Below are 25,335 nucleotides of genomic sequence, written 5' to 3'. Positions count from 1 at the left end.
TTCCCACACCGGACGCGGGACCCGTCACCGGCCCCGCTCCCGGCGGCGTTCGCGCCGCTCGGCACGCCCCCCAGTCTGCCGTGGCCGCTCGGAAACCGGCAGCTCACGCACGCCCGGCTCCAGCCGCCAGGCCACCTGCGACCGTATCCCGGCCGCGGCGAGACGGGTCCGCGCGGCCTCGAACGCCTCGCACCACTCGCGCTCGCGCTCGGCGTCGACACGCCGGTCGTCCTCGCTCTCGGCGGGCGTCTCGCGGACCATCGCGGCGCGCACGTGCGCCGCGTCGTCGACCCGCATCTTCACGCTGTGCTCGGGCCAGCCGCCCTTGGTCAGGACCAGCGCGCCGCCGTCGGCGGTCAGCGTCTCGAACCCGGGCGCCACCTCATACCCCATGTCCTCGAACGCCGTGGTGATCGAGTCGAGGACGTAGCGGCGCTCGGCCTCGGCCTGCTCGGCGGCGTCCCGCTCGGCCGCGCGCCGCCGCTCCCGCTCGCGCCGCTCCTCGGTGCGGCGGTTGGCGTCCCGGATGCGCAGCCGCACCTCCTGGAGGACCGCCTCGGCCTCCTCGGCGGTGCCGGTCCCGGCGAGCAGCCGCGCCGCGTCGGCGACCGCGCGCCGCTCGCCCTCGGCCGCGTCGGGCAGCAGCCGCGTCATGATCCGTTCGAGTGTCCCCTGCACGTCGTCTTGGACGCGCGGGACGGGTGACGCGCCCCGCTCGGGGCCGCGCTGACCGGTGTCGGCCTGCAACCCGGCCGCGGGGACCGTGAAGATCTGCGCCGTGACCTGGGCGGCGAGGTGCTCGGAGAGGGCGCGCTCCGCCTCGTCCAGGACGGGGTCGAGCGCGGCGCACCAGGCGGCCAGCTCCTCGGGGGTCTGGTGCTCCTCCGGCCGGAGCGGCTCGGGCAGCGCCGCGTTCGCGCCGATCTTGGCGCGGGTCTCGGCGAGCGCGGCGATCCGGGCGTTGCGCTCGACGACCTCGCGCAGGGCGCGCTCGTGGGTCTCGACCTCGGCGAGCGCGGCGGCGCGCGCCTCGGCCCGCCCGGCGGCGAGCGCGGCGAGGGCCTCCGCGCCGCGTCCGGCCAGGCCCGCGCCGCGTCCGAGGACGCGGTTCATGCCGAGCGTGAGGATCACGGCCGCGTCCAGCGCGATGTCGGCCTCGACGCCGCTGCTCATGCTGCTCCTCCGGGGTACGTGGGGTCGTGCCGGTGCGCCGGGCCGGCGGCGGGGGCGCGGGACTCGCGCCAGCGGTGCAGGCGCAGCCCGGCGGCGGCGGCGTGCGCGGCGGGGACCGCGACGAGCACCAGCACCCACAGCACGCCCGCGATGGAGGACAGCGCCCCGAACAGCAGCAGCAGGATCAGCAGCGGGACGGTCACGGCGAGGAGCGTCATGCCGCAGCCGCGCCGTCCGCCGCGCTGCGCGGCGCCCGACATCGTCCGGGACGCCTTGGACAGCCCCCGGCCGGACGCGCCGAGCGCCTTGGCGATCGACGACCACGGCCCGTAGGGGAGGTAGTCCTTGCCCTGCGCGCGCGCCAGCAGCACCTCGGCGCCGCAGTGCACCGCCCACGCGAGGACGGACAGCACGGCGAGGAGCCCGAACGACAGCCACGACGACCGCTGGACGTGGACGCCGACGGACGAGGTCCCCCTGTCCTCGCCCCCGCCGCCGAACAGGGCGTTGACGACCGCGCCGCCGAGCAGCCAGAACACGAGCAGGGGGACCGTCCAGAGCGCGGCCCGGACCATCGCCGCGCCGCGTCCGGCGAGGCGCTCGCGCTCCCGCTCCGCCCACCGCGCGCGCAGCGCCTCGTCGCGCCGCCGGTCCGCGTCCTGCCGCCGGGCCCGGTTCTCGGTCTCCAGGACCGCCTCCGGCACCGCCCGCGTCACCGCGAACAGGCGCAGCGGGTCGTCGCCCGCGCCGTCGGCCAGCCAGTCGAACCACGGCACCGGCTCGGAAACGGCCTCGCGGGCGTGGGCCGCCGCCTCGGCCAGCAGCCGGTGCGTCTCGGCCGGGCGCGCCGCGAGCGCGAGCAGGGTGAGCAGCACCACCGGCGGGTCGTCGGACGGGCCCGGAGGGCGCCCGCCCGCGACCCGCACGGCCTCGTCCCGGCGGGTGCCCGCGTCGGGGAGGCGGGGCGCGAGGCCGGGCGGCGCCGCGTCCTGGGCGCGCAGCCAGCGGGCCAGGTCGTTCCACGCCGCCACGTGCGCACGCCACTGGCCGTCGATGCGCGCCAGGTCGCCGCCCCCCTCGAACCCGGCCAGGACGGGCAGCAGGTCCTGCTCCCACAGCTCCCGGCCGAGCAGGCAGGCCGTGCGGTGGTCGGGGTGCCGGTGGTCGGTGGCCAGCGCGGCGAGCGCGGGCAGGTCGTCCGCCGTCACCCGCCGTCCGAGGAAGTGCGGCGGGAGACCCGGATCCAGCCACCGGACCAGGTGCAGCAGCTTCACGTCCGGCGGCAGGCGGGTGGCCAGGTGACCGTCGACGAGGTCGATGCGCCCGTCGTCGGGGAGGCCGGCGAGCCAGTCGCGCAGCGCGCGCCAGGCCTCACCGGACTCGCCGCGTCCGAAGAAGTAGGGCGCGGCGTGCTCCCACTCGTCGACGAGCGCGCGCGCCAGCTCGGCGCGGTCGGAGTAGCGGCGACCCCTGAACGGCAGGCCGGTGCCGGGGGGAGCGGAGGCGGCCGAGGTCTCCTCGGCCACCGGCGGCGAACCGCCGTCGAGCCACTCGGTGACCTGGGCGCCCGTCCAGCGGCGGCGCGGATCGCGCGCGAGCAGGCCCCGGCACAGCAGCCGCAGCCGCGGGTCGGCGACGTCGTCGGCCGTCACCGGCCGCGTCGCGAGATGGTCGACCACCACGGTCTCGCTGAGCCCGAGGAACGGCGCCCGCCCCGTCGCCAGCTCCCGGACGATCATGCCGAGCGACCACCAGTCGCGGGCGGGCGACACCTGCCCCGACAGCGACTCCGGCGCCGCGTAGGCCAGCGTCCGCGAGGACGAGGCGAACACCACGCTCTGGTCGAGCACCTTGCTCAGCCCGAAGTCGGCGATCGCCAGCCGCAGCGGGGCCGTGCCGAGGACCAGGACGTTCTCCGGCTTCAGGTCGCGGTGCACGATGCCCGCCCGGTGCAGCGCCGACAGCCCGGCCGCGAGCTGCGCCGCGATCTCGGCCGCCTCCGCGGGCGGCCGCGCCCCCTCCATCAGCCCGCGCAGGTTCCCGTCCGGCGCGTACGCGGTGACCTCGTAGTCCCGCCCGTCCGCGTGGCCGGTCTCCAGGATCCGCAGGACGTTGGGGGAGTCGAGCGCGGGCAGCTTCGCCCACACCTCGCGGTCGGCGCGGTAGCCGCGCCGGAAGATCTTCACGACGTACTCGGCGGAGTCCCCCGGCGCGTGCGCCTCCCTGACCAGGAGCAGGTCGGACTCCGCGCCCTGGACGGGCAGCTCCGCGACCGCCGTGTACCGCTCGGCCAGCGCCGCCGGCAACCGTAGCAGCGACTCGCCGGGAGGGCCGCCCTCCCGCCGCGTCCCGCCGGTCGGGGGCGTCTCGCCGCGCGGCGCCGGAACCCACTGGTCGCGCCGCGTCACCCCCGCGTCGCGCCGCGTCTCGCGCGGGGGAAGCCCCCCGCCGTTCCCCGTCCCGCCGACGTCGTCTGTCACCGGCCCGCCCGTCTAGCTCTTGTCCTTGATGATCCGCAGATATTCGCTGATCTTGAACTGGTTGATCAGGAACTCCAGCGCCATCCGCACCGTGAGCAGCTGGAACATCCACACGATGGGGGTGGCGAGGAGCGTGCCGATCCCGAGCGCCTGGTTCCATTCGAGGAACGCGACCCCGTACCACGCCATCACCAGGGCGAACAGGGTGATCAGGGCCAGCGCCAGCCGATAGATGATCTTGATCATCTGGGCGGTGACCATGTGGTCGAAGTTGGTGTCGAAGAGCGCCCCGAACAACCCCTTCCCGCGGGGGCCGCCCGGAGGCGGCGCCCAGCCCTGCGGCGGCTGGTTCGGCGGGCCCATCGGCCCCGCCGGCCCGGGCGGACCCGGAGGGGCGCCGTGCGGACCCGGTGGGGGCCCCTGCGGCCAAGGACCCGTGTTCTGAGGGCCCGTGTTGTGAGGGCCTGTGGGGTGGGGGCCGGAGGCTCGGGGGTCGGGGGCGGGGCCCTGGCGCGGGGGCGGTGCGTAGGGGTCTCCCTGGGGGCCGGGCCCGGGTGGGCGCGGTGGGTAACCGGGGTCCGAAGGATGTGTCATCGCCGTCGTCTCCAGGGTGGGGCCGCCTACAGGAAGACTCTCCGCCTACAGGAAGACTCTAGAGCCTGGAACGCGCCTCGCGGGGCCGGCCGGGGACCGGGTCGCCCGCCCTTACGCGCAGGGGTTCGGGCGCCCCGCCTTGACGCCTCCGGTGACCTTCAGGGCGGGCGGGGCGAGGCGGGCGCCGCCGCGCCCGATGACGAGCCGCACTCCGTCCTTGGGAGCGGCGCCGTCGGGGGAGAGCAGCGCGTCGGGCAGGGCCCTGGCCAGCGTCGAGGCCCGCAGTTCCTCGGACGGGGCGTAGACGATCCTGCTCTCGGCGGACGCCGGGCCCTTCTCCACCTTCTTCCCCACGTCGAAGCCGCGCTCGCCGAGGCGCTGGACGAGGTCCGCGATGAGCTTGGCGTCGCCGCCCGCGTCCACCACGGACACCTTGACCTCGCGCGGCGCGGGCGGCCTGCGCTCGGGCCTGGCCGGGGCGGCCGGTTCGGCGGGCAGGTCGTCGTCGTGCTGGATCGCGGAGAACAGGGGCCTGGCCCGTTCCATGTCCCACTGGACGCGGTTGGGGTCGGGCGCGTACCCCTCGACCGGCACCGTCACGAACCGGACCTGCCCGGCGCTCATGCCCTTGAGGCCGTCCGCGAGCCTGCGCATCGCCGACAGGTCCAGCTCGTCGTCGGTGGTCATCGACTTCGTGGCGGCCTTGAGGAACTTGTAGGTCTTGGCGGGGTCGGTGAGCACCGACCCGCTGGTGGCCTTGTCGACCACCGCCGCCATGAACCGCTGCTGCCGCTCGATGCGTTCCAGGTCGGAGCCGTCGCCGAGCGAGTAGCGGGCCCGGACGTACCCGAGCGCGGCCTCGCCCTTGACCGTCTGCTTGCCCGCCTTCAGGTGCAGTTCGGCGCGCGGGTCGTCGACCGGGCGGTCGACGCAGATCTCCACGCCGCCCAGCGCGTCCACCATCCGCTTGAACCCGGAGAAGTCGATCTGGACGAAGTGGTCGATGTGGATGCCGGTCAGCGACTCCAGCGTCTTCCAGGTGCAGGACGGCCCCGCGTAGGCGAACGCGGCGTTCAGCATCCCGAACTGCGCCGGGACCTTGCCGCCCTTCTCCTTCTCGCACTCGGGGATCCTCACCATCGAGTCGCGCGGGAAGCTGATCCCGACCGCCTGGTCGCGGTTCGGCGACAGGTGCAGCAGGATCGCGGTGTCCGAGCGCGCCCCGGTCAGCCCGGCGGCCGCGCCGTAGCGGGCGTTGTCGCCCTCGCGCGTGTCCGACCCGAGCAGCAGGATGTTGAGGCTCTTGTTGAGCTTCTTCGGACGGTTCGCCCCGAGCTGCCCGCCCACGTGCTTCTGCTCGATGCCGCCGACCAGGTCCCGGTACAGGACGACCGCGCCCGCGCCGGCGGCGAGCACCGCCACGGCCGTGCCGGCCGCGGTCCACCGCAGGATCCTCCGCCTGCGCGTCCGGCCGCGCTTCGGCGCCGCGTCCTCGGACACGGGGGCGGGCGCCTTGTCGTCGGTCGCCTCGTCGCCGCCCGCGGACTCTTCGGCCGCCTGGTCGTCCCCTGCGAGGTCGTCGCGGCCGGTGTCTTCGTCGCTCATCCGGTCCCGTCTCGGGCAGGGCCCTGTCGAGGGCGTGCGGTCGTCGGCTGGGGAGGTCCCCCGGGGGCCGTGCGGACGGGATCCCCATCCGTTGGATGCGTGCTCGGCCCGAAGTGTTGACACACGTCCGGAAAACGCGGTTCTCGTCCGAGCCGATGATGCCCCTCCGTAGCCGGCCCCGCGTCCGGCCTAGCGCCTCCGGCGGACGAGGCGGGCCATGCTTTCGTGTGCTCGTCTCGATTCCCCTGCGCCATAACAACTGGTTATGGAAGCCCGGCCGTGCCGCAGGGGGTTTTCGGGCCTAAAGTCTGTGGTCAGGGTCACAGGGGGGTGTGGCTGTTATGTGTGTCACAGTGCCGCGCCGTTGGCGTAGGGTCGCTTCGCTGGAAGCGCACACGAGGCGTCACCGCCCGCATGCGGCAGGGCCTCCGGCCTAGGCGCGACGGCCGCACGCGACGACCGCATGAGTGCGCTCGGACCGAGGTACGGGTACACGACGACCCGAGCTCAGGAGAGCGATCGATGAGCACAGTGGAGGCGCCGGTCAAGTCGCGCGCCCAGATCAAGGACCGCACGCTCCGGAAGGACAACTGGCGCCTCTATCCCGTCACCACGTTCGTGATCTTCACGGCGTGGGTGGTGTACGCGACCGTCCGGGCGTTCTGGGGGTCCGCCTTCTACGTCCCGCAGTACCACTACCTGACGCCGTTCTACTCGCCCTGCTTCAACGAGATCTGCAACGGCGTCACCGTGGACGGCCACACGGGCGACGCGGCGGAGTTCGGGACGTTCCTCCCGTCCGGGACGCGGGGCTTCATCCCGTTCGCGGCGATCTCGCTGCCGTTCCTGCTGCTGTTCCGGCTGACCTGCTACTACTACCGCAAGGCCTACTACCGGTCGTTCTGGGCGGCGCCGTCGGCGTGCGCCGTGCGGGAGCCGCACAGCAAGTACACCGGTGAGCGGCGCTTCCCGCTGGTCGGGCAGAACCTGCACCGCTACTTCTGGCTGGCCGCCGTCCTCATCTCCCTCGTCAACACCTGGGACGCGGTCCGCGCCTTCCACGGCGAGGACGGCGGGTTCGGCATCGGGCTCGGCACGATCATCCTGGTCGCCAACGTGGTGCTGCTGTGGCTGTACACCCTGTCGTGCCACTCGTGCCGGCACATCGTCGGCGGGCGGTTGAAGAACTTCTCCAAGCACCCCTTCCGCTACCGGATGTGGGGCTGGGTGTCCAAGATCAACCAGCGGCACGGCACCTACGCCCTGATCACGCTGGGCTCGCTGGTGGTGGCCGACCTGTACGTCGCGCTGGTGGCCGGCGGCACCATCTCCGACCCGCGCATCTTCAACTGAGGCCGAGGATCATGACTGAGATCGAGAGGCACGCCTACGACGTCGTGGTGATCGGCGCCGGCGGCGCCGGGCTGCGGGCGGCGATCGAGGCCCGCCTCCAGGGCAAGAAGACGGCGGTCATCTCCAAGTCGCTGTTCGGCAAGGCGCACACGGTGATGGCCGAGGGCGGCGCCGCCGCGGCGATGGGGAACGTCAACCCCAACGACAACTGGCAGGTGCACTTCCGCGACACCATGCGCGGCGGCAAGTTCCTCAACAACTGGCGGATGGCCGAGCTGCATGCCAAGGAGGCGCCCGACCGCGTCTGGGAGCTGGAGCACTGGGGCGCGCTGTTCGACCGCACCAAGGACGGCAAGATCAGCCAGCGGAACTTCGGCGGGCACGAGTACCCGCGGCTGGCGCACGTCGGCGACCGGACCGGCCTGGAGCTGATCCGCACCGCCCAGCAGAAGATCGTGGCGCTCCAGCAGGAGGACCACCGCGAGCACGGCGACTACGACGCCCGCCTCAAGGTGTGGGCCGAGACGACCGTCACGCGGCTGCTGAAGGACGGCGACCGCATCTGCGGCGCGTTCGCCTACGTCCGCGAGACCGGCAGGTTCGTGGTGTTCGAGGCGCCCGCCGTGGTGCTCGCCACGGGCGGCATCGGCAAGGCGTTCAAGGTGACGTCGAACTCCTGGGAGTACACCGGGGACGGGCACTCGCTCGCGATGCTCGCGGGCGCGACGCTGCTCAACATGGAGTTCGTGCAGTTCCACCCCACCGGGATGGTGTGGCCGCCGTCGGTCAAGGGCCTGCTGGTCACCGAGTCGGTGCGCGGCGACCGGGGCGTGCTGAAGAACTCCGACGGCAAGCGCTTCATGTTCGAGTACATCCCCGAGGTGTTCAAGTCCCAGTACGCGACCTCCGAGGAGGAGGGCGACCGCTGGTACGACGACCCCGACAACAACAAGCGGCCCCCCGAGCTGCTGCCCCGCGACGAGGTCGCCCGCGCGATCAACTCCGAGGTCAAGGCCGGCCGCGGGTCCCCGCACGGCGGCGTGTTCCTCACCGTCGTCGACCGGATGCCGGGCGGCGCGGCCGAGATCGTCAAGCGGCTGCCCTCGATGCACCACCAGTTCAAGGAGCTGGCGGACGTCGACATCACCAAGGAGGCCATGGAGGTCGGCCCGACCTGCCACTACGTGATGGGCGGCGTCGAGGTCGACCCCGACACGGCGGCGGCGCTCGTGCCCGGCCTGTTCGCGGCGGGCGAGGTCGCGGGCGGCATGCACGGCTCCAACCGGCTCGGCGGCAACTCGCTGACCGACCTGCTGGTGTTCGGACGGCGCGCCGGGCTCGGGGCGTCGGAGTACGTCGACGCGCTCGCGGAGCGCCCGCCGGTCTCCGCCGAGGTGGTCGAGGCCGCCGAGCGGGAGGCGATGGCCCCGTTCGAGCGCAAGGGCGGGGAGAACCCCTACACCGTCCACGCCGAGCTCCAGCAGATGATGAACGACCTCGTCGGCATCATCCGCAAGGAAGAGGAGCTGGCGCAGGCCATAGAGGGCTTGGAGAAGTTCCGCGAGCGGGTCGCCAACGTCAGCGTCGAGCCCGTCGCGGTGAACGACGGGCGCGGCTACCACCCCGGCTGGCACCTCGCGCTCGACCTGCGCAACATGCTGCTGGTGTCGGAGGCGATCGCCAAGGCGGCGCTGGAGCGGCAGGAGAGCCGCGGCGGCCACACCCGCGACGACTACCCGGTGATGTCGCCGGAGTGGCGCAAGGTGAACCTCGTCTGCCGCCTGACGGGGGACGGGTCCGCGCCGAGGGTCGAGCTGAGGCGGCAGCCGATGGAGCCCATGCGGGACGACCTGATCGGGCTGTTCGAGACCGACGAGCTGAAGAAGTACCTCACCGACGGTGAGCTGCCCGGCGCCGGCGGGCCCGTGGCGGAGGAGGCCGCCGGAGGCGCTGAGACGGCCGAGGAGGCCGCCGGGGACGCCGGTGCGCGACCGGACGCGGGCGAGGCCGGGGACGGCGGGCAGGCGGCCGCTCCGAAGGGCGGCGCGACCGCCGCCGGCGCGGTCGAGGCCGGCGGCGAGGACAACGAGGAGGGCGACCGATGAGCTACGAGGCCAGTTTCCGGGTCTGGCGCGGGGACGACGGCGCCGGGGAGCTCAAGGACTACAAGGTCGAGGTGAACGAGGGCGAGGTCGTCCTCGACATCATCCACCGGCTCCAGGCCACGCAGGCGCCCGACCTCGCCGTCCGCTGGAACTGCAAGGCGGGCAAGTGCGGGTCGTGCTCGGCGGAGGTCAACGGCATGCCGCGGCTGATGTGCATGACGCGGATGTCGACGTTCGAGCCGGACGAGACCATCACGGTCACCCCCGTCCGCACGTTCCCCGTCATCCGCGACCTCGTCACGGACGTCTCGTTCAACTACGAGAAGGCCCAGCAGATCCCCTCGTTCGACCCCGGGGACGTCAAGCCGGGCGAGTTCCGCATGCAGCAGGTGGACGTCGAGCGCTCGCAGGAGTTCCGCAAGTGCATCGAGTGCTTCCTCTGCAACAACGTCTGCCACGTCATCCGTGACCACGAGGAGAACAAGCCCGGGTTCGCGGGCCCCCGCTTCCTCATGCGGATCGCGGAGCTGGAGATGCACCCGGCCGACGCCGCCGACCGGCGCGAGATCGCCCAGCAGGACCACGGCCTCGGCTTCTGCAACATCACCAAGTGCTGCACCGAGGTCTGCCCCGAGCACATCAAGATCACCGACAACGCCCTGATCCCGATGAAGGAGCGGGTGGTGGGCCGCCGGTACGACCCGCTGGTGTGGCTCGGCAGCAAGCTCGGCGTCGTCAGGAAGGGCCAGGACACCCCGTCCGCCTGATCTGGCCGACATGGCGAAACGCCTCCCGCCGTCCACCGGCGGGAGGCGTTCGTGTCTCCGGGCGCGGTGAGTTTTGGAGGGGCGGGGAGTCTCAATAGGAAACGACTCAATCTCAGGGGGGACCTGTGGCAGGGGCAGAGGCGGAGACGGCGGCGCGTGCGGTGCCCCGGCTCGGGAGCATGCTGCTGGCCAGCACCGATCCCGACCGGCTGCGCGCCTGGTATGAGAAGGCGTTCGGGCTGACCGCCGACATGGACGGCTTCCTCGACTTCGGCGGCGTGGGCGTGCTGGTGGACGGCCGCGACGACGTCGCCGACCGGGCGGTCGAGCCCGCGCGGGTGATCCTGAACATGCACGTGCCCGACGCGCGCGCGGTCGTGGCCCACCTCGACTCCATGGACGTGACCTGGCTGGCCCCGCTGGAGTACCGCGAGGTGGGCTCGTGGTTCGCCACCGCGGTCGACCCGGACGGCAACCACGTCCAGATCATCGAGCTGACCGAGGCGTACTGGGCCGGCCGCAGGGAACGCGCCCAGCGCGCCAGGGTCCTGCGGGGCGCCGAGCGCGAGGAGACGGTGTGGACGCTCGCCGACGCGTCCGCCTCCGGACGGCTCCCGGCGCGGGACCTGGACCGCGCCCGGCGCTTCTACGCGGACAAGCTCGGCCTGGAGCCGGTGGAGTCCCGTCCGGGCGGGCTGCGCTACGAGACGCGCGACGGCGGGTTCTCGCTGTTCCAGTCGGCGGGACGCCCGTCCGGCGACCACACGCAGATCGCGTGGAAGGTCGACGACATCGACGCGGTCGTGGCCGAGCTGCGGCGGCGCGGGGTGGTGTTCGAGGAGGTGGACGTCCCCGGCCTGCGCACCGTGAACGGGATCACCGAGGTCGAGGGCAACTACCCCTCCGCGGGCGGCCGCGGCGAACGCGCCGCCTGGTTCCGCGACTCCGAGGGCAACCTGCACGGCGTGGGCCAGGCGATCCACGGTGCCGGCCAGAACGGCGACCACGGCCAGAACGGCGACCCCGGCCGTCACGCGAGTGCGTGACCTGACCGGTGGGGCGACGCCGGAGGCGAGCCTCACCGGGAAGATCGTGAAGCGATGCCGCACCCGCACGATCACGGTCGGCGTGCGAGCCGCCCGGCGAGCACGCTGGGCCGAGGTCGCAACGAACGCAGCCGAGCTTGCAATATGTACGGGCGGCGTGCCCCCGGACCGCCGCCCGCCATACTGCCGTACCGCCGTTCCCCATGAACGCCGTGGCCGCTGTGCCGCCGTGTGGCCGCTCAGGCCCGGCCCAACACTGGTGCACCTCCGGCACGGCGTATAGGGAGAAATGCACACAACGCGTAATCCATTCGTGATTCGCCTTCGGGTGCCACCTGAACATCCGTTCCGTTTAGCGTGGTGGCATGACCGCCCTCGAACCGGGCTCGTTCCTGGCCGAACTCACCCCGGCCGAACGCGCCGACCTTGAAGCGCGTGGCCGCGTCCGCGAGTTCGACCGGGGGGAGGCCCTGTTCATCGAGGGGGAGCGCTCCAGCTGGGTGGCCGTCCTGCTCAAGGGGCGGGCCAAGGCGTTCTCCTACCGCGAGCACGGCGGCGAGGCGCTGCTCGCGGTGCGCGGGCCGGGGGCGCTGCTGGGCGAGGTCGCCGCGATCGACGGGCTGCCCCGCTCGGCGACGGTCGCGGCGATGGAACCGGCACAGGTGCTCGCGCTGACGGCCGAGGAGTTCAGGGCGTTCCTGCAGGCGCACGGCCGCGTCTCGATCCTCATCATGCGGATGCTGTGCCAGCGCTGGCGCGACGCCGACCGCAAGCGGGTGGAGTTCGGCATGTTCGACGCGACCGGACGCGTCGCGCAGCGGCTCGTGGAGCTGGCCGAGCGGTTCGGCGTGCCCTACGACCGCGTCCCGTCGGCGGCGGCGAACGCGGGCGGCGCGCCGCAGAGCGTGCGCATCACGCTCAACCTGTCGCAGGAGGAGCTGGCGGGCTGGGTCGGCGCGTCGCGGGAGGCGGTCAGCAAGGCGCTGCGCACGCTGCGCCGGCGCGGCTGGATCGAGACGGGGCGGCGGCGCGTCATCGTGCACGACCTCCAGGCCCTCAAGCGGCACGCGAGATGAGCGCCGCACCCCGCTGAACTGGCTGGACGGGTGGGCGCCCGCGAACCCGCGCGGGGGCGACCCGTACCCTGTGCAGGATGCAGTTGCAGCAGCTCGCCTACTTCGTCGCGGTCGCGGACGTACGCCACTTCACCCAGGCCGCCGAGTTGCTGCGCGTCGCCCAGCCGTCGCTGTCCAAGCAGATCCGCGCGCTGGAGGCCGAGCTGAACGTCTCGCTGTTCAGCCGCGCCCGGGGGAACATCACGCTGACGCCCGCCGGTGAGACGCTGCTTCCGCTGGCCAAGCGCATACTCGCCGACGTCGACACCGCGCGCGTGGAGGTGCAGGAGCTGGCCGGGCTGAGGCGCGGCCGGGTGCGGCTCGGCGCGACGCCGTCCCTGTGCGCGGGGCTGCTGGCGGACGTCCTGCGCCGCTTCCACGACGCCTACCCCGGCATCCAGCTGATGGTCGAGGAGGGCGGCTCGCGCGACCTCGTCCGGGAGCTGACCCGGGGCTCGCTGGACCTGGCCCTGGTGATCCTGCCCCTGCACGGCGATCCGCCGCTGGACACGACCCCGATACTGCGCGAGTACCTGGTGGTGGCGTCCCCGGCCGGCCAGGGGCCGTCCGAGCGGCCGTCCCGGGCGGCGCACATGCCGCGGCGGTCGCACCTGCGCATCGAGGACCTCCGGAACCGCCCGCTGGTGATGTTCCGTCCGGGCTACGACCTGCGCGAGGCGACGATCAGCGCGTGCAGGACGGCCGGGTTCGAGCCCAAGTTCGCCGTCGAGGGCGGCGAGATGGACGCCGTCCTGCGGTTCGTGGAGGCGGGGCTCGGCATCGCGGTGGTCCCCAGCATGGTCCTGGCCGGGCGTCCCGGCCTGCGCGGGACGCCGCTCGTCCTGGACGAGGCGGAGGACCCCCCGCGCCGCGGCCACCACGCCCCCGGCCTGCTGCGGACGGTCGCCCTGGCCCACCGCAAGGACGTCGACCTGACCCACGCCGCACGCGCGTTCCAGGACACCCTGGAGGCGTTCCTCGTCGAGGCGGGCCTGGAGGGCAGCCTCCCGGCCGGGGTCGAGAACCTCGTGGACGCCTAGCTAGTCTAGAGGCCGGGCGCCCGGAGGCCGGGGGTCAGGCGCTGCTCGGCTCGGGCACCCTGGGGCGCTCCGCCGAGGGACGTCCGATCGACATCGACATCCCGGCGGCGAACAGGCACAGCACCCCCGCGCCCCACCACGCCAGCGTGTACGAGCCGAGCGAGGTGCGGACCAGGCCCGCCAGCGCGGCCGCGGCGGCGGCGCCGAGCTGGTGCGCGGTGAACACCCAGCCGAACACGATCGTCCCGGCGGACGGCCCGAACACCTCCCGGGCCAGCGCGATCGTGGGCGGGACGGTCGCGACCCAGTCCAGGCCGTAGAAGATGACGAACACCAGCATGCTCGGGTGCGGCGAGTCGGCGAACAGCACCGGCAGCGTGAGCAGCGACAGCCCGCGCAGGGCGTAGTACCAGGCGAGCAGCACGCGGCTGTCGAGCCGGTCGGTGAGCCAGCCGGACGCGACCGTCCCGACGATGTCGAACACGCCGACGAGGGCGAGCAGGCTCGCGGCCGTCGTCTCGTGCATGCCGTGGTCGTGCGCGGCGGGGATGAAGTGGGTGCCGACGAGCCCGTTCGTGGACGCGCCGCAGATGAAGAACCCGCCCGCGAGCAGCCAGAACGCCTTCGTCCGCCACGCGCCGGAGAGTGCGCGCAGGGCGCGGCGCGCCGCGTCCCCGCTCGGCGGCGGGGCGGGTTCCTCGGCGGTGGCGCCGTAGGGCAGCAGGCCCACGTCCGAGGGGCGCTCGCGCAGGACGAACACGACCAGCGGCACCACGACCAGCGCGGCGCCCGCCACCGTGAGGGACGCCGACCGCCAGCCGGACTCGTCCACCAGCCACGCCAGCAGCGGCAGGAAGACCAGCTGCCCGGCGGCGCCCCCGGCGGTCAGGACGCCGACGACGAGGCCGCGGTGCCGGGTGAACCAGCGGTTCACGACCGTCGCCGCGAACACCATCGCCATCGACCCGGTGCCGAGCCCGACCAGCACGCCCCAGCACAGGACGAGCTGCCAGCTCGCGGACATGAACACGGTCAGCCCGCTGCCCAGCGCGACGAGCGTGAGCGCGAGGGCGGTGACCCGGCGGACGCCGAAGCGGTCCATCAGGGCCGCCGCGAACGGCGCGGTCAGCCCGTACAGGACGAGGTTGACCGACACGGCCGCCGAGGTCGTGGCGCGCGACCAGCCGAACTCGTCCTGGAGCGGGACCATGAGGACGCCCGGCGTGGCCCGGAAGCCGGCCGCGCCGACGAGCGCCACGAACGCGACGGCCGCCACCGGCCAGGCGCGGTGCATACGGGTGATTCTGGACACCGCACTACTGTGCGCTCCGCTCCCGCGCGGGCGACAGGGGCGGGATCGCCAACGTCCGGAAGGATCCGGCCAACCGCGACCCCGTGCGGTCCCCGGTGATCGGCTCCGCGAGGTACGGTTTCCGAAACGGGACGGGCGGGGGGAGGCGGGCGTGCGCGACCGCACCGCTCGGCAGCGGCGCCTGCTGGCGCTCCTGGCGGGCTTCTTCGGCTTCGCCGTCACCGCCACGCTCTCGATCGTCCCCGGCTCCGGTGTCGCCGAGGTCATCCGCGCGGGCGCGGCGGCCGCCGCGAACAGCGCCGGGAACCGGGAGACGGCGGCCAGATCGGCCGCCCTGAGCCGCGACCGGCGTCCGGCGGCGGTCTGGCAGCGGCTCGTCGCGGTCGACGCGGCGCATTTCTGGCGCCAGGCGGACGCGTTCTCCCACCATCTCCGCTTCGGCTCGTCCCCGGACACGGCGCAGCACGCCGTCCTGCCGCCCGACGCCACCGCTCCCGACCTCGGCACACATCGGGCCGAGGCCACGCCCACGCGCGCGGCGGCGCCGAAGTCGCTCCACCTCGGCCCGGTCAAGGTACGGGGGCCTCCGCCCCGCACGGGTTCCTGACGCTCACAGTCATCTGCCGCGATGTCCCCGCGGGCTCTGCGGCGTACCCGTACGGAGGCTTGTCATCAACCGCACCGCCATGGGGCGGGCGCTCTCGGCGCCCGCCCGGAAGACCCCTGCCCAGAATCCGGACGCGGCGTGCTGACCGCGTTCGCGCGCGCGTTCCGCACCCCGGAGCTGCGCGGAAGACTGCTGTTCACGCTGTTCATCGTCGTGGTGTTCCGGGTGGGGCAGAACCTGCCCGCGCCGAACGTCGACGTCAGGGCGCTCAAGGACGCCTCGGACGCCGCCAAGAAGGGCAGCGAGCTCTACGGGATGCTCGACCTGTTCAGCGGCGGCGCGCTGCTGAAGCTGTCGGTGTTCGCGCTCGGCGTCTACCCCTACATCACCGCCAGCATCATCCTGCAACTGCTGACGGTCGTGGTCCCGCGCCTGGAGTCGCTCAAGCAGGAGGGGCAGTCGGGCACCACGAAGATCACCCAGTACACCCGCTACCTGACCGTCGCGCTCGCCGTGCTCCAGGCCACGAGCGTCGTCGCGATGGCGTCGAGCGGCCGGCTGTTCCGCTCGTCCGGCGACGTCCTGCACGACGACGGGATCCTCCCGATCGCGACCATGGTGGTCTGCATGGTCGCCGGGACGGCCGTCACCATGTGGCTCGGCGAACTGGTCACCGAGCGCGGCGTGGGCAACGGCATGTCGATCCTCATCTTCACCCAGGTCGTCGCCGTCTTCCCCGGCCAGCTCTGGGCGATCTACCAGTCCCGGCACGGCTTCGTGTTCACGCTCGTGGTCCTCGTGGGCCTGGCGATCATGGCCGGGGTCGTGTTCGTCGAGCAGGCGCAGCGGCGCATCCCCGTCCAGTACGCCAAGCGGATGGTGGGGCGCCGCCTGTACGGGGGAGCCGCCACCTACATCCCGCTGAAGGTGAACCAGGCGGGCATCATCCCGGTGATCTTCGCGTCGTCGCTGCTGTACATACCCGTCCTGGCGACGCAGCTGTGGCCGAACGCCCGATGGCTGCAACGGGCGCAGCCCTACCTCCAGCAGGCCGACCCCTGGCACATGGCCTCGTTCTTCGTGCTCATCGTGTTCTTCACGTACTTCTACGTGGCGATCACGTTCAACCCGGTCGAGGTCTCCGACAACATGCGCAAGTACGGCGGGTTCGTGCCGGGCATCCGTCCGGGACGTCCCACGGCGGAGTACCTGGACCACGTCCTCACCCGCGTGACCACGCCGGGCGCCCTCTACCTGGGGCTCGTGGCCCTCGTCCCGATGGTGTCGCTGGCGCTGCTGGACGTCGGCGACGACTTCCCGTTCGGCGGGACGGCGATCCTCATCGTCGTCGGCGTCGGCCTGGACACGGTCAAGCAGATCGAGAGCCGCCTCCAGCAGCACAACTACGAGGGCTTCCTCCGCTGACCGGGCCCGAGGCGACCGCCCCGCCCAGAACGCGGCGGGGCGGTCGACGGGGCGTGCTACTTCTTCTTGCCGCCCGCGGTGGCGCCCAGGTAGTCGCGGTTGAGGCGGCCGATGACGTCCAGCGGGATGCCCTTCGGGCACGCGACCGTGCACTCGCCGGTGTTGGTGCAGCCGCCGAAGCCCTCGCCGTCGTGGGTGTCGAGCATCGACACGACCCGGTCCCAGCGCTCGGGCTGCCCCTGCGGCATCAGGCCGAGGTGGGTGACCTTGGCGCCGAGGAACAGCGCGGCCGAGCCGTTCGGGCAGGCGGCCACGCAGGCGCCGCAGCCGATGCACTCGGCGGCCTCGAAGGCCGCGTCGGCGTCCGGCTTCGGGACGGGCACGGCGTGCGCCTCGGGCGCGGTGCCGGTCGGCGCGGTGATGAACCCGCCCGAGGCGATGATGCGGTCGAACGCGGACCGGTCGACGACCAGGTCCTTCACGACCGGGAACGCCCTGGCCCGCCACGGCTCGACGTCGATGACCTCGCCGTCCCGGAACTTGCGCATGTGCAGCTGGCAGGTGGTGGTCGCGCGCTCCGGGCCGTGCGGGGTGCCGTTGATGACCAGCGAGCACATGCCGCAGATGCCCTCGCGGCAGTCGTGGTCGAAGGCGACCGGCTCCGCGCCCTCCGCGATGAGCTTCTCGTTGAGGACGTCCAGCATCTCCAGGAACGAGGCGTCGGGGGAGATGTCGTCGAGCTTGTACTCGACCATCGTGCCCTTGTCCTCTGGTCCGCTCTGGCGCCAGACGCGCAGTGTGAGCTTCATGATTACTTGTAAGACCTCTGAGTCGGCTTGACGTATTCGAAGTCCAGGGCCTCCTTGTGGAGGACGGGCTGCCCGCCCTCCCCGGCCCACTCCCATGCGGCGACGTAGGCGAAGTTGGCGTCGTCGCGCTTGGCCTCGCCGTCCTCGTCCTGGCTCTCGGCGCGGAAGTGGCCGCCGCAGGACTCGGAGCGGTGCAGCGCGTCCACGACCATCAGCTCGCCCAGCTCCAGGAAGTCGGCGACGCGCCCCGCCTTCTCCAGCTGCTGGTTCAGCTCCTCGCCCTTGCCCGTCACCTTGACGCGCTCCCAGAACTCGGCGCGCAGCGCGGGGATCAGCTCCAGCGCCTTGCGCAGGCCCTCCTCGGTGCGCTCCATGCCGCAGTACTCCCACATGATGTGGCCGAGCTCGCGGTGGAAGGAGTCGACGGTGCGGTCGCCGTCGACGGCGAGCAGCCGCTCGATCCGGGACGTGACGCGCTCCTCCGCCGCCGCGACGGCCTCCGGGTCGACCGGCGGGAGCGCGTTGCGGGCGATGTAGTCGTTGACCGTGTTCGGCAGCACGAAGTAGCCGTCGGCGAGGCCCTGCATCAGCGCGGACGCGCCGAGCCGGTTCGCGCCGTGGTCGGAGAAGTTCGCCTCGCCGATCACGAACAGGCCGGGCACGTTGGACTGGAGGTCGTAGTCGACCCACAGCCCGCCCATCGTGTAGTGGACGGCGGGGTAGATGCGCATCGGCGTGTCGTAGGGGTTCTCGCCGGTGATGCGCTCGTACATCTGGAAGAGGTTGCCGTACTTGGCCTCGACCTTGTCGCGGCCGAGGCGCTCGATCGCGTCGGCGAAGTCCAGGTACACGCCGAGGCCGCCGGGGCCGACGCCGCGTCCCTCGTCGCAGACGTTCTTGGCGGCGCGGGAGGCGATGTCGCGCGGCACGAGGTTGCCGAACGAGGGGTAGATGCGCTCCAGGTAGTAGTCGCGCTCGCTCTCGGGGATGTCGGCGGGGCGGCGGGTGTCGCCGCCCTTCTTCGGCACCCACACGCGGCCGTCGTTGCGCAGCGACTCCGACATCAGCGTCAGCTTGGACTGGTGGTCGCCGCTGACCGGGATGCACGTCGGGTGGATCTGGGTGTAGCAGGGGTTGGCGAACAGCGCGCCGTGCCGGTGCGCGCGCCAGGACGCGGTGACGTTCGAGCCCATCGCGTTCGTGGAAAGGAAGTACACGTTGCCGTAGCCGCCGGACGCCAGCACGACCGCGTCCGCCGTGTAGTGCTTGATCTCCCCGGTGATCAGGTTCCGGACGACGACGCCGCGCGCCCGCCCGTCCTCCATGATCAGGTCGAGCATCTCGTGCCGCGGGTACAGCTCGACGTTCCCGGCGTCCACCTGCCGCATCAGCGCCTGGTAGGCGCCGAGCAGGAGCTGCTGGCCGGTCTGGCCGCGGGCGTAGAAGGTGCGCGAGACCTGCGTCCCGCCGAAGGAGCGGTTGTCGAGCAGGCCGCCGTACTCGCGCGCGAACGGGACGCCCTGCGCGACGCACTGGTCGATGATCTGCGTGGAGATCTCGGCGAGGCGGCGGACGTTGGACTCGCGGGAGCGGAAGTCGCCGCCCTTGACCGTCTCGTAGAACAGCCGGTGGACGCTGTCGCCGTCGTTGCGGTAGTTCTTCGCGGCGTTGATGCCGCCCTGCGCGGCGATCGAGTGGGCGCGGCGCGGGCTGTCCTGGAAGCAGAACTGCTGGACGTGGTAGCCCGCCTCGCCGAGCGTCGCCCCGGCCGAGCCGCCGGCGAGCCCGGTGCCGATGATGATGATCTTCTTCTTGCGCTTGTTGGCCGGGTTGATCTGCTTGGCCTCGAACTTGCGGGTCGTCCAGCGGTCCTCGATCGGGCCGCCCGGGGCCTTGGTGTCGGCGATCGGCTCGCCGGACTTGTAGAAGCCGTCGGTCATGGTCAGCTCACCCACCCGAACGTGATGGACAGCGGGACGGAGACGAAGCCGAGCGTCACGAGCCCGGCGACGGTGTTGGCGAGGGCCCGCAGGGCCCGCTCCTTCCGGGGCGTGCGCAGGCCGAGCGTCTGGAACGCGCTCCAGATGCCGTGCCGCAGGTGCAGGCCGACGAGCAGCAGCGCGGCGACGTACCAGACGGTCACGTACCAGCGGGAGGCGTCGAAGTCGGCGACCATCCGCTCGTAGGGGGTCGCGTCGGAGCCCTTGGGGTTCACGACGAAGAAGGTGAGGTCCAGCAGGTGCCAGACGATGTAGAACGCGATGATGATCCCGCCGTACCGCATCGTGTGGACGGCGTAGCCCTGCGCGTGCGACTTCTTCTTCGACTGGTACTTCACCGGGCGCGCGTGCGCGGCGCGCTTGCCGAGCGACACCGCCGACCACATGTGCAGGACGACGGAGACGCCGAGCACGACCTCGATCAGCGTCAGCACGGTGCGGCGCGGTACCGCGGGCTCGCCGATCGTCCGCAGCCAGTGCGCGTAGTGGTTGAACTCCTCCGCGCCGAGGAAGATCTTCAGGTTCCCCACCATGTGCGCGACCAGGTACAGCACCAGGATGCCGCCGGTCACGGCCATGACGGCCTTCTTGCCGACGGTCGATCGGTAGATCGCAGGTATCGCTATAGCCACCTCGCGACGGTACGTCTGCCTGGGGAAAGAGTTCCAAGTCATCAGGGAACTCGTGGCGATAGCCGCAGGCTATGAACCGAGCGGCGGGGCCACCTGGGGCGTTCGGGAGCGGGCGCGAAGGTGAGTGACCTCATAGCGGGGCCGGGAACTCGGCGGCGCGGTGACGCAGCCGACATTGACGGACACGCGGGGGGTCGGGCGGGCTCAGATGAGCGCGCTCCGCCGCGACAGCAGCAGCACCGCCAGGTCGTCGGTGAGGGAGTCGCCGTTGAGCCGCTCCACCTCGGTGACCAGCTCGTCGATGAGCGAGCGCCCCTTCGCGCCGCGGCCGCTCGCGACCCGCGCGAGCTCCACCAGCCCGTCGGTGCCGAGCCGCTCGGAGCCCCGGCCGACGCGTCCCTCGATGAGGCCGTCGGTGTAGAGCATCAGCCCCCAGCTCTCGCCGAGGTCGATCTCGGTGGTCGGCCACTCGGCGCCGGGCAGCAGGCCGAGCGCGGGGCCGTGCGCGTACTCCGGCAGCGCCGCGACCTCGGCGCCGCCGGGACGCTCGCGGAACAGCAGCGGCGCGGGGTGCCCCGCCAGGTGCATCCGGGCGGTCCGCCGGGACGGCGCGATGGTGATCATGCAGAGCGTGGTGAAGATCTCCTCGCTGCGCCGCTCGTGCCCGAGGACGCTGTCGAGGGTGCCGAGGAGCTGCTCGCCGGTGTGCCCGGCCAGCACGAGCGTCCGCCAGGCCATCCGGAGCTGGACGCCGAGCGCCGCCTCGTCGGGGCCGTGCCCGCACACGTCGCCGATCATCAGGTGCACCGCGCCGCCCTCGGTCTGCACGGTGTCGTAGAAGTCGCCGCCGAGCAGCGCGCGGCGGCGGCCGGGGCGGTAGCGGGTGTGGTGCCGCAGCGACGGGTCGTCGATCAGCGGGACGGGCAGCAGCCCGCGCTCCAGCCGGGCGTTCTCGCGGCCGAGGATCCGCGCCTCGACCAGCCGCCGCTCGGTCTCCTCGGCGCGCTTGCGCTCGATCGAGTAGCGGATCGCGCGGGCCAGCAGCGGCCCGTCGACCTCCTGCTTGACGAGGTAGTCCCCGGCCCCGGCGGCGACCGCGCGGACGCCGAGGTGGGAGTCGTTCAGGCCGGTCAGCACGACGACGGCGGCGTCGCCCGCCATCGCGAGGACGCGGCGCAGCCCGTCCAGCCGGTCGATGCCGGGGGCGGACAGGTCGACGATGATGCACTGGGTGCGGCGGGTGAGCCGGCGCCGCGCCGCAGACAGGTCGCCCGCGACGGTGATCTGGATGTCCAGGCCGCTGTCGGCGAGCATCTTCTCGACCATGAGGACGTCGGCGGGGTCGTCGTCGATGAGGAGCAGGTCGATCCTGTCCTCGGCCCCTGGTGCCAGGGCGGACGTCTGGTGACTCGTTGTGCTCACAAGGCTTCCGGAAGTCGGGGCTGGCGACGGCACTGGCAACGGCCGGACCGTTCCGGTTTATTCCTGCGCGCGGGCGGGCGGGACCGGGCCGCGCCGGGCCGACGGCGTCTTCGTGGCCGCAGGGATCCCGGCTCGTGGTGCGGTCTGGCTCATGGTGCGGTGAGATTTTCACTCCGTACATGTCGACTTTAGCGCCTCCGTCCGCCCTGACGCATCCCCCGGCGCCGCCGCCGCGCGGACGCGCCGACACCCCGCCCACACAGGGGAGGGGACTTGACCGCGCCTCTTACGGGCGCGGCCGCCGCCGGGAAAATCGGTCGACCCGCCGGGCGGCCGTGTCTATGTTCGTCCGGTGAGATCGTTGCCGGAAACCGACCCTGGCAGCCCCGACCACAGCTCCCCCGCCCGCTACCTGTTGTGGCTGCTGCGGCATCAGTGGCGCAGCAGTGTCGCGGGCGCCTCCCTCGGCGTGGTCTGGATGCTGAGCCAGGCCCTGATGCCCGCGGCCATCGGCCGCGCCATCGGCGACGGCATCCTCGCCCGCGACGGGAGCGCGCTGCTGCTGTGGGCGGCCGTGCTCACCGGGCTCGGCGTCACGCAGGCGGTGACCGGAGTCACCCGGCACCGGTTCGCGGTGTTCAACTGGCTGTCGGCCGCCTACCGGACGGTCCAGGTCGTCACCCGGCAGTCCACCCGGCTCGGCGCGACGCTGCCGAAGCGGACGAGCGCGGGCGAGGTCGTGAGCATCGGCCTGTCGGACGTGGCGCACCTCGGCGAGGCCATGGACATCGTCGCGCGCGGCACCGGCGCGGTCGTCGCGATCGTCGTGGTCGCGGGCATCCTGCTGTCGACCTCGCCGCAGCTCGGGCTGATCGTGCTGGTGGGCGTGCCGCTGATCCTGCTGGCCGCGGCGCCGCTGCTGCGCCCCTACCGCGACCGCGAGGCGGCGCACCGGGAGATGGTCGGCGAGCTGAGCGGCCACGCCACCGACCTCGTCGCGGGCCTGCGGGTGCTGCGCGGCATCGGCGGCGAGCCGCTGTTCTCCGGCCGCTACCGCGCGGAGTCGCAGCGGGTGCGCGTCGCCGGGGTGGCGGCCGCGCGGGCGGAGACCCGGATGAACGGCGCCGAGGTGCTGCTGCCCGGCCTGCTGATCGCGCTGGTGACGTGGGTCGGCGCCCGGTTCGCCGCCGACGGGGCGATCGGCGTCGGCGAGCTGGTCGCCTTCTACGGCTACGCGGTGTTCCTGATCGTCCCGCTGAAGACCCTCGGGGAGGCGGCGGGCAAGGTCACCAAGGGGCTGGTCGCGGCGGGCCGGGTGAAGGCCCTGCTGGACGTCGAGCCCGAGCTGCCCGAGGCGGGGACGCGGCGTCCGGCGGCGCCCGCCGAGCTGACCGACATCGCCTCCGGGCTGGTCGTGCGGCCCGGACGGGTGACGGCGGTCGCGGCGGCCGACCCGCGCGACGCGCAGGCCATCGCTGACCGGCTCGGCCGCTACGAGGAGGGCGAGGTCGACTTCGGCGGCGTCCCGCTCCACGCGGTCGCGGACCTCAGGCGGCGGGTCCTCGTCGCGGTGAACGAGGACCGGCTGTTCTCCGGGCCGCTCGCCGAGACCCTGACGCCGCCGTCCGCGCCGGACGACGGCGGGGCGGCGCTCCGGGCCGCGATCCGCGCCGCGTGCGTCGAGGACGTCGTCGACTCCACCGGCCTGGACGCCCACGTCGCCGAGGCGGGCCGGGAGTTCTCCGGCGGCCAGCAGCAGCGCCTCCGCCTCGCGCGGGCGCTCGTGGCCGACCCGGAGGTCCTCGTCCTGGTGGAGCCGACGAGCGCGGTGGACGCGCACACCGAGGCGCGCATCGCGGGCAGGCTCGGCCCGGCCCGCGCCGGGCGCACCACCCTCGTGTGCACGACGAGCCCGCTGGTGCTGGACCGCGCCGACCACGTCGTCTTCGTCCAGGACGGAAAGGTCGTCGCCGAGGGCACCCACCGCCACCTGCTCGACACCGAACCCCGCTACGCGGGCGTCGTCACCAGGGGCGAGACCAGCGGCACCGACACGGCGACGGAAGGAGCGAGGAGATGAGCGCCGAGGCGCTGCCGGTCGCGACGCCCGCGCAGGTGCGGACCTACGCGCGGCGGCTCATCGTGCGGCACCCGCGCGCGCTCGCCGGGGTGCTGGCGCTGCACGCGCTGGCCGCCGCGACGGGCCTGGTGACGCCCCGGCTGCTCGGCGAGCTGGTCGAGGGCGTTCGCGACGGGCACGCGGCGATCGACGCCGTCGGCCTCGCCATCGCCGGGTTCGTGACCGTCCAGGCGGTGCTGACCCGGTACGCCTACTTCGCCTCGGCCAGGCTCGGCGAGCGGGTGCTGGCCGAGCTGCGGGAGGAGTTCGTCGACCGCGTCCTGGCGCTGCCGCTGTCGCGGGTCGAGCGCGCGGGCACCGGCGACCTCGTGACCCGCGCGTCCCGCGACGTGGACACGCTCGCCTCGTCCGTCCGCTACGCGCTGCCCGAGACGCTCGTCGCGGTCGTCGTCGGCGGGTTCACCGCCGGGGCGCTGCTGCTGACCGGCCCGCTGGTCGCGCTGCCCGCGCTGGTCACCGCGCCGCTGCTGTGGGCGGTGATGCGCTGGTACCTGCCCCGCGCCCGGGGCGGCTACCTGCGCGAGAACGCGGCGTGGTCGCGGATCGCGGCCGGGCTGACCGAGACCGTCCAGGGCGCGCGGACGGTCGAGGCGCTCGGCCTCGCGGGCCGCCGGCACGCGCGCGGCGACGCCGACATCGCCGAGTCCTACCGCGCCGAGCGCTACACGCTGCGGCTGCGGATGGTGCTGCTGCCCGCCGCCGAGCTCGGCCTCGTGCTGCCGGTCGTCGCGACGCTGGTGACCGGCGGGTTCCTCTACATCCACGGCCACGCCTCGCTCGCGCAGGTGACCGCGGCGACCCTGTACGCGCAGCAGCTCATCGAGCCGGTCGACATCGTGCTGTTCCGGCTGGACGAGCTCCAGCTCGGCGGCGCGTCGCTGGCCCGGCTGCTCGGTGTCGGCCACGTGCCGCCCGACCGCGCGGCGGGCGGCCGCGTGCCCGAGGGGGAGCGGCTGACGGCGCGCGGCGTCCGCTACTCCTACCGGCCGGGGCAGGACGTCCTGCACGGCGTCGACCTCGACCTGAGACCGGGGGAGCGGCTGGCCATGGTCGGGCCGAGCGGCGCGGGCAAGTCCACGCTCGGCCGCCTGCTCGCCGGGGTGGACGGCCCGCGCGCCGGCGCGGTCACGGTCGGCGCGGACGGCGGCGTCCCGCTCGTCGAGCTGCCGCTGGACGACCTGCGCGGCCATGTCGCGCTGGTCACCCAGGAGCACCACGTGTTCCAGGGCACGCTCCGCGAGAACCTCGTGATGGCGCGGCCGGGGGCCTCCGACGCCGAGATCGCGCAGGTGCTGGAGGCCGTCGACTGGGACGGCCCCGGCCTGGACGCCCGGGTCGGCGCGGGCGCCACCGGCGCGGACGCCGCGACGCTGTCGCCCGCGCAGGCGCAGCAGCTCGCGCTCGCGCGGCTCGTCCTCGCCGACCCGCACACGCTGGTGCTGGACGAGGCGACCTCGCTGCTCGACCCGCGCGCCGCGCGCCGCCTGGAGCGCTCGCTCGCCGCCGTCCTGGACGGCCGGACCGTCGTGGCGATCGCGCACCGCCTGCACACCGCCCACGACGCCGACCGCGTCGCGGTGGTCGAGGACGGCCGCGTCACCGAGCTCGGCACCCACGACGAGCTGATCGCGCGCGAGGGCTCCTACGCGGCGCTGTGGGCGTCCTGGCACGGCACCCCCTGACCCGCGGGCTCCACGCGCCCGCGGGCCG

19 protein-coding genes are annotated in these 25,335 nt (G+C 73.3%); 10 read left to right on the top strand and 9 right to left on the bottom strand.

Annotated elements, in window-relative coordinates:
• Positions 1-24 precede the first annotated feature (24 nt).
• From GNZ18_RS25200 to GNZ18_RS25185, 4 genes are all read right to left on the bottom strand, one after another.
• A complete protein-coding gene (locus GNZ18_RS25200; RefSeq protein ID WP_156219012.1) occupies positions 25-1,173 on the bottom strand; it encodes a response regulator receiver protein in 1,149 nt (382 codons plus the stop codon).
• Complete coding sequence (locus tag GNZ18_RS25195) at positions 1,170-3,653, bottom strand: protein kinase domain-containing protein (protein WP_312874726.1); 2,484 nt, start codon at positions 3,651-3,653, stop codon at positions 1,170-1,172. Before GNZ18_RS25195 ends, GNZ18_RS25200 begins: the two co-directional genes overlap by 4 nt.
• Positions 3,654-3,665: 12 nt before the next feature.
• Positions 3,666-4,016: a DUF4282 domain-containing protein gene (locus GNZ18_RS25190; RefSeq protein ID WP_156219011.1), complete on the bottom strand. Its 351-nt coding sequence runs from the start codon at positions 4,014-4,016 to the stop codon at positions 3,666-3,668.
• Between the two features lie 342 nt (positions 4,017-4,358).
• Positions 4,359-5,852 carry an LCP family protein gene (locus GNZ18_RS25185; protein ID WP_156219010.1) on the bottom strand — a complete coding sequence of 498 codons (1,494 nt, stop codon included), beginning with the start codon at positions 5,850-5,852 and terminating at the stop codon, positions 4,359-4,361.
• Between the two features lie 522 nt (positions 5,853-6,374).
• On the opposite strand from GNZ18_RS25185, the gene sdhC reads away from it, so the two are divergent.
• The 6 genes from sdhC (at position 6,375) to GNZ18_RS25150 (ending at position 13,278) form a co-directional block, all read left to right on the top strand.
• Positions 6,375-7,205 carry a succinate dehydrogenase subunit SdhC gene (sdhC, locus tag GNZ18_RS25180; RefSeq protein WP_156219009.1) on the top strand — a complete coding sequence of 277 codons (831 nt, stop codon included), beginning with the start codon at positions 6,375-6,377 and terminating at the stop codon, positions 7,203-7,205.
• Between the two features lie 11 nt (positions 7,206-7,216).
• Positions 7,217-9,310 (top strand): fumarate reductase/succinate dehydrogenase flavoprotein subunit, encoded by a 2,094-nt coding sequence (locus GNZ18_RS25175; RefSeq protein WP_156219008.1) that lies wholly within the window; start codon positions 7,217-7,219, stop codon positions 9,308-9,310.
• On the top strand, positions 9,307-10,077 hold the full coding sequence (locus tag GNZ18_RS25170; protein WP_156219007.1) for a succinate dehydrogenase/fumarate reductase iron-sulfur subunit: 771 nt from the start codon (positions 9,307-9,309) through the stop codon (positions 10,075-10,077). Before GNZ18_RS25175 ends, GNZ18_RS25170 begins: the two co-directional genes overlap by 4 nt.
• Before the next feature lie 125 nt (positions 10,078-10,202).
• Entirely contained in the window at positions 10,203-11,123 is a 921-nt protein-coding gene (locus GNZ18_RS43780; RefSeq protein WP_312874725.1) for a VOC family protein, read from the top strand.
• A gap of 365 nt (positions 11,124-11,488) precedes the next feature.
• Positions 11,489-12,199, top strand: coding sequence for a Crp/Fnr family transcriptional regulator (locus GNZ18_RS25155; RefSeq protein ID WP_156219006.1), 711 nt, complete (start codon positions 11,489-11,491; stop codon positions 12,197-12,199).
• Positions 12,200-12,276: 77 nt separating this feature from the next.
• Positions 12,277-13,278, top strand: coding sequence for a LysR family transcriptional regulator (locus tag GNZ18_RS25150; RefSeq protein WP_156219005.1), 1,002 nt, complete (start codon positions 12,277-12,279; stop codon positions 13,276-13,278).
• A 34-nt stretch (positions 13,279-13,312) separates the two neighbouring features.
• Here the strand turns inward: GNZ18_RS25150 and GNZ18_RS25145 are convergent, their stop codons facing one another.
• Positions 13,313-14,572, bottom strand: coding sequence for an MFS transporter (locus GNZ18_RS25145; protein ID WP_156219157.1), 1,260 nt, complete (start codon positions 14,570-14,572; stop codon positions 13,313-13,315).
• 169 nt (positions 14,573-14,741) lie between these two features.
• Between GNZ18_RS25145 and GNZ18_RS25140 the strand changes: the two genes are divergently transcribed.
• Positions 14,742-15,197, top strand: coding sequence for a hypothetical protein (locus GNZ18_RS25140; protein WP_156219004.1), 456 nt, complete (start codon positions 14,742-14,744; stop codon positions 15,195-15,197).
• A 138-nt stretch (positions 15,198-15,335) separates the two neighbouring features.
• Positions 15,336-16,622: a preprotein translocase subunit SecY gene (secY, locus tag GNZ18_RS25135; protein ID WP_214616869.1), complete on the top strand. Its 1,287-nt coding sequence runs from the start codon at positions 15,336-15,338 to the stop codon at positions 16,620-16,622.
• Positions 16,623-16,678: 56 nt separating this feature from the next.
• Here the strand turns inward: secY and GNZ18_RS25130 are convergent, their stop codons facing one another.
• The 4 genes from GNZ18_RS25130 to GNZ18_RS25115 all read right to left on the bottom strand — a co-directional run bounded on the left by GNZ18_RS25130 (position 16,679) and on the right by GNZ18_RS25115 (position 21,485).
• Positions 16,679-17,431: a succinate dehydrogenase/fumarate reductase iron-sulfur subunit gene (locus GNZ18_RS25130; protein ID WP_156219002.1), complete on the bottom strand. Its 753-nt coding sequence runs from the start codon at positions 17,429-17,431 to the stop codon at positions 16,679-16,681.
• A gap of 2 nt (positions 17,432-17,433) precedes the next feature.
• Positions 17,434-19,371, bottom strand: a complete 1,938-nt coding sequence (locus GNZ18_RS25125) for a fumarate reductase/succinate dehydrogenase flavoprotein subunit (protein ID WP_156219156.1) — start codon at positions 19,369-19,371, stop codon at positions 17,434-17,436.
• Positions 19,372-19,373: 2 nt separating this feature from the next.
• Positions 19,374-20,063, bottom strand: a complete 690-nt coding sequence (locus tag GNZ18_RS25120; RefSeq protein ID WP_312874724.1) for a succinate dehydrogenase cytochrome b subunit — start codon at positions 20,061-20,063, stop codon at positions 19,374-19,376.
• 204 nt (positions 20,064-20,267) lie between these two features.
• Positions 20,268-21,485: a PP2C family protein-serine/threonine phosphatase gene (locus GNZ18_RS25115; protein WP_308165956.1), complete on the bottom strand. Its 1,218-nt coding sequence runs from the start codon at positions 21,483-21,485 to the stop codon at positions 20,268-20,270.
• Positions 21,486-21,837: 352 nt separating this feature from the next.
• On the opposite strand from GNZ18_RS25115, the gene GNZ18_RS25110 reads away from it, so the two are divergent.
• Both GNZ18_RS25110 and GNZ18_RS25105 read left to right on the top strand, forming a co-directional pair.
• Positions 21,838-23,565 carry an ABC transporter transmembrane domain-containing protein gene (locus tag GNZ18_RS25110; protein ID WP_312874723.1) on the top strand — a complete coding sequence of 576 codons (1,728 nt, stop codon included), beginning with the start codon at positions 21,838-21,840 and terminating at the stop codon, positions 23,563-23,565.
• Positions 23,562-25,307 (top strand): ABC transporter ATP-binding protein, encoded by a 1,746-nt coding sequence (locus GNZ18_RS25105; protein ID WP_156218999.1) that lies wholly within the window; start codon positions 23,562-23,564, stop codon positions 25,305-25,307. The genes GNZ18_RS25110 and GNZ18_RS25105 overlap by 4 nt, the downstream gene beginning before the upstream one ends.
• Positions 25,308-25,335 lie beyond the last annotated feature (28 nt).

Origin of the sequence: Actinomadura litoris (assembly GCF_009733595.1) — a bacterium.
Lineage (GTDB): Bacteria > Actinomycetota > Actinomycetes > Streptosporangiales > Streptosporangiaceae > Spirillospora > Spirillospora litoris.
This window is presented reverse-complemented; position numbering and strand designations above follow the sequence as displayed.

What these genes read in the sequence shown, in the direction of transcription:
- GNZ18_RS25200 (WP_156219012.1), bottom strand. Translation starts at nt 1,173, where the DNA reads ATGAGCAGCGGCGTCGAGGCCGACATCGCGCTGGACGCGGCCGTGATC.
- GNZ18_RS25190 (WP_156219011.1), bottom strand. Translation starts at nt 4,016, where the DNA reads ATGGGCCCGCCGAACCAGCCGCCGCAGGGCTGGGCGCCGCCTCCGGGC.
- GNZ18_RS25185 (WP_156219010.1), bottom strand. Translation starts at nt 5,852, where the DNA reads ATGAGCGACGAAGACACCGGCCGCGACGACCTCGCAGGGGACGACCAG.
- sdhC (WP_156219009.1), top strand. Translation starts at nt 6,375, where the DNA reads ATGAGCACAGTGGAGGCGCCGGTCAAGTCGCGCGCCCAGATCAAGGAC.
- GNZ18_RS25175 (WP_156219008.1), top strand. Translation starts at nt 7,217, where the DNA reads ATGACTGAGATCGAGAGGCACGCCTACGACGTCGTGGTGATCGGCGCC.
- GNZ18_RS25170 (WP_156219007.1), top strand. Translation starts at nt 9,307, where the DNA reads ATGAGCTACGAGGCCAGTTTCCGGGTCTGGCGCGGGGACGACGGCGCC.
- GNZ18_RS25155 (WP_156219006.1), top strand. Translation starts at nt 11,489, where the DNA reads ATGACCGCCCTCGAACCGGGCTCGTTCCTGGCCGAACTCACCCCGGCC.
- GNZ18_RS25150 (WP_156219005.1), top strand. Translation starts at nt 12,277, where the DNA reads ATGCAGTTGCAGCAGCTCGCCTACTTCGTCGCGGTCGCGGACGTACGC.
- GNZ18_RS25145 (WP_156219157.1), bottom strand. Translation starts at nt 14,572, where the DNA reads ATGCACCGCGCCTGGCCGGTGGCGGCCGTCGCGTTCGTGGCGCTCGTC.
- GNZ18_RS25130 (WP_156219002.1), bottom strand. Translation starts at nt 17,431, where the DNA reads ATGAAGCTCACACTGCGCGTCTGGCGCCAGAGCGGACCAGAGGACAAG.
- GNZ18_RS25125 (WP_156219156.1), bottom strand. Translation starts at nt 19,371, where the DNA reads ATGACCGACGGCTTCTACAAGTCCGGCGAGCCGATCGCCGACACCAAG.
- GNZ18_RS25105 (WP_156218999.1), top strand. Translation starts at nt 23,562, where the DNA reads ATGAGCGCCGAGGCGCTGCCGGTCGCGACGCCCGCGCAGGTGCGGACC.